We start from the raw sequence: 2752 nt of genomic DNA, 5'->3' as shown, positions 1-2752 counted from the left end.
CGTTTCATTTGAAGAAGCTCAAACAGTTTTCGATGATCCACTCTATGTTGATTTTTATGATCCGGATCATTCTGAAGACGAACATCGTTATATTATTATAGGAGAATCATCAAGAAGTCGGATTTTGTTGGTTTCTTATACAGAAAGAGGGGATAAAATTAGAGTTATTAGTGCAAGACTTGTGACAAAACAAGAATTAAAAGCTTATCAAGAGGGTTAAGATAATGGAAGATGAACTTAGAGATGAATATGATTTAAAAAGTTTAAAAATTAGAAAAATGGGAGCTAAACGTACAAGTTTTGGCAATACAATCATTAAATTAGATTCAGATGTTGCCGAATTGTTTCCTAATTCTGAATCTGTTAATGAAGCTTTACGATTTTTGATTAGAATTACTAGAGAAAATAAAGCTAAATTTTAATTGTTCGCTTTTTCTGGGGGTGATAGAGAGCGATAGCGAAGCGCTCCGCAGGAATCGCTGTTTTGGGGGATGTGAGAGTGCGATAGCGAAGCGCGACCTAGGAATCGCTGTTTGGGAATGTGGGATGTGCGATCGCTTGCTAAAATAGAAATAATTTGAAGTTACAGGAGAAATAAATGATCACATTAGAAATGGCGATAGCTTTGCTCGCCGCAGGCATCGCTCCAAAACACACAAAATTAACATACTATCCGTTACCTGTTCCCTTCTTTGTAATATAGAAATAAAATGAGTGAAGTAACAGCAAATTATGATCAATCATGGAAAGAAGCATTAAATGAATATTTTGAAAGCTTCCTAGCATTTTTCTTTCCTGTAGCCCATCAAGCAATTGATTGGACAAAAACCCCTGAATCTTTAGATAAAGAACTGCAAGAAATTACAGCTTCAGGAGAAACCAAAAACCGAATTACCGATAAACTGTATAAAGTTTGGTTATTAGATCAAACTCAAGTATGGATTTTAATCCACATAGAAATTCAGAGTCAATATGATGTTAACTTTGAAGAACGGATGTACATTTATAATTACCGAGCCTTCGACCTTTATCACCAATTTGTAGTAAGTGTAGCAATTTTAGGTGATACAAGTCCTAGTTGGCGACCAAATAGTTATGATAGAGCTATGTTGGATTGTGAACTAAGTTTAAAATTCCCCATAGCTAAAATTCTTGATTATGAATCAAAGTGGGATGAACTAGAAAAGAGTGATAATCCCTTTGCTACCATAGTGATGGCGCATTTAAAGACTAAAGCCACCACCAGTAATTTAACAGAAAGGGAGCAATGGAAATGGATATTAATTAGAGGACTTTATGACCGGGGCTTCACAAAAGAGAAGGTTATTAAGTTATTTAAAATCATCGACACAATGATGACTTTACCTAAACAATTGCAAGCAGGATTGGTCACTAAAATTAAACATTTTGAGGAGGAAAGAAAAATGCCTTTAATTAGCCCAACAGAACAACTAGCTATGGAACGGGGAGAGCAACAGCTAGTTATACGCTTACTAAATCGGCGAATTGGTGAAATTGAATTATCATTGATTGACTCAATTCGTGCATTAACAATTGAGAAATTAGAATTATTGGGTGAAGCTCTCTTAGATTTTTCTTCTATGACTGATTTAGAACAATGGTTACAAAATAACCCAGAGTCTTGAGATTAATCATACTGAATTAAATAGAGCGATCGCCTTTTTGGGGATGTGGAAGGGCGATCGCTTTGCAGTACTGTTCGGTTAAGACTAAAAAACAAAAATACGTAGGTTGGGTTGAGGAACGAAACCCAACATTTTTAATGATTTGTTGGTTTTATACAATAGGTTGTTTACGTGGAAATTTTCGTTAACTGAACAGTATTGGATCGCTTTGGGGATATGGGAATGCGATAGCGAAGCGCTGCTGCAAGCAGTTCGCATTTTGGGGATGATGGGGGTGCAATAGCGATAAATTCAGCTATAATACAATTAACAAGCGAGCAAAGAGTAAGACATTACAAATGATTACTGTAGAATTTCAAACCACTATCGAAAATGGGATGATAAAAATTCCCGAACAGTACCAACAACAGTTAAAACAACCCAATATAGTTAAAGTCACTCTTCAACAAGAAACCTCTGAACAATCTGGAAATTACCTCCAATATTTATTGGAGCATCCTTTAAATATAGAACAATTAAATCCAATGAAACGAGAAGAAATTTACGAAAACGAATAAAAAGATGACGACTTTTTTAGATTCAAATATCTGGATATATGCACTTAATCAGAGCCAGGACATCCGAAAACATCAAATTGCTAACCATCTAGCCATACAAACAGGACTTTATTTAAGTACCCAGGTAATCAATGAAGTTTGTGTAAACCTAATCAAGAAAGGAAAATTTCCTGAAAATCAAATTCAAAATCTTATTCAAGGTTTCTATCAAATTCATCATATCGTTGAACTCGATTTGAATATATTGTTGAAAGCATCCGTATTAAGAACAAAATATTTATTCTCATTTTGGGATAGATGCTACAATCATTTAGGGAGGTTTGATATTATGAACTTAAAACCAATTAGAACAGAAGCAGATTATCAACAGGCATTAAAAGAAATCGAACAAATTTTTGATGCTGAACCTAATACACCAGAATATGAAAAATTAGATATTTTAACGACTTTAGTAGAAGTCTATGAACAACAAAATTATCCTATTGATCCTCCATCTCCTATCGCAGCCATATTATATTATTTAGAAAGTCGTAATCAAGGAGTTTATAC

Annotated in this window: 5 protein-coding genes; all 5 read left to right on the top strand. The window is 34.3% G+C overall.

Annotation, left to right across the window (positions count from 1 at the left end; all coding sequences use genetic code 11):
- Nucleotides 1-220 (top strand): BrnT family toxin (locus tag IQ228_RS24390; protein WP_193964745.1); only part of this gene is annotated, 220 nt, incomplete at its 5' end.
- Between the two features lie 4 nt (nt 221-224).
- On the top strand, nt 225-422 hold the full coding sequence (locus tag IQ228_RS24385) for a hypothetical protein (protein ID WP_193964743.1): 198 nt from the start codon (nt 225-227) through the stop codon (nt 420-422).
- Nucleotides 423-710: 288 nt separating this feature from the next.
- Nucleotides 711-1646, top strand: coding sequence for a DUF4351 domain-containing protein (locus tag IQ228_RS24380; RefSeq protein ID WP_193964741.1), 936 nt, complete (start codon nt 711-713; stop codon nt 1644-1646).
- A 338-nt stretch (nt 1647-1984) separates the two neighbouring features.
- Nucleotides 1985-2203 carry a hypothetical protein gene (locus tag IQ228_RS24375; RefSeq protein ID WP_039201615.1) on the top strand — a complete coding sequence of 73 codons (219 nt, stop codon included), beginning with the start codon at nt 1985-1987 and terminating at the stop codon, nt 2201-2203.
- A gap of 328 nt (nt 2204-2531) precedes the next feature.
- Nucleotides 2532-2752: type II toxin-antitoxin system HigA family antitoxin (locus tag IQ228_RS24370; protein WP_193964739.1), on the top strand; the 221-nt coding region annotated here is incomplete at its 3' end.

It is taken from the genome of Dolichospermum sp. LEGE 00246, assembly GCF_015207865.1.
GTDB classification, from domain to species: domain Bacteria; phylum Cyanobacteriota; class Cyanobacteriia; order Cyanobacteriales; family Nostocaceae; genus Dolichospermum; species Dolichospermum heterosporum.
The sequence above is the reverse complement of the archived record's forward strand: the minus strand, read 5'-3'. Positions and strand labels throughout refer to the sequence as shown.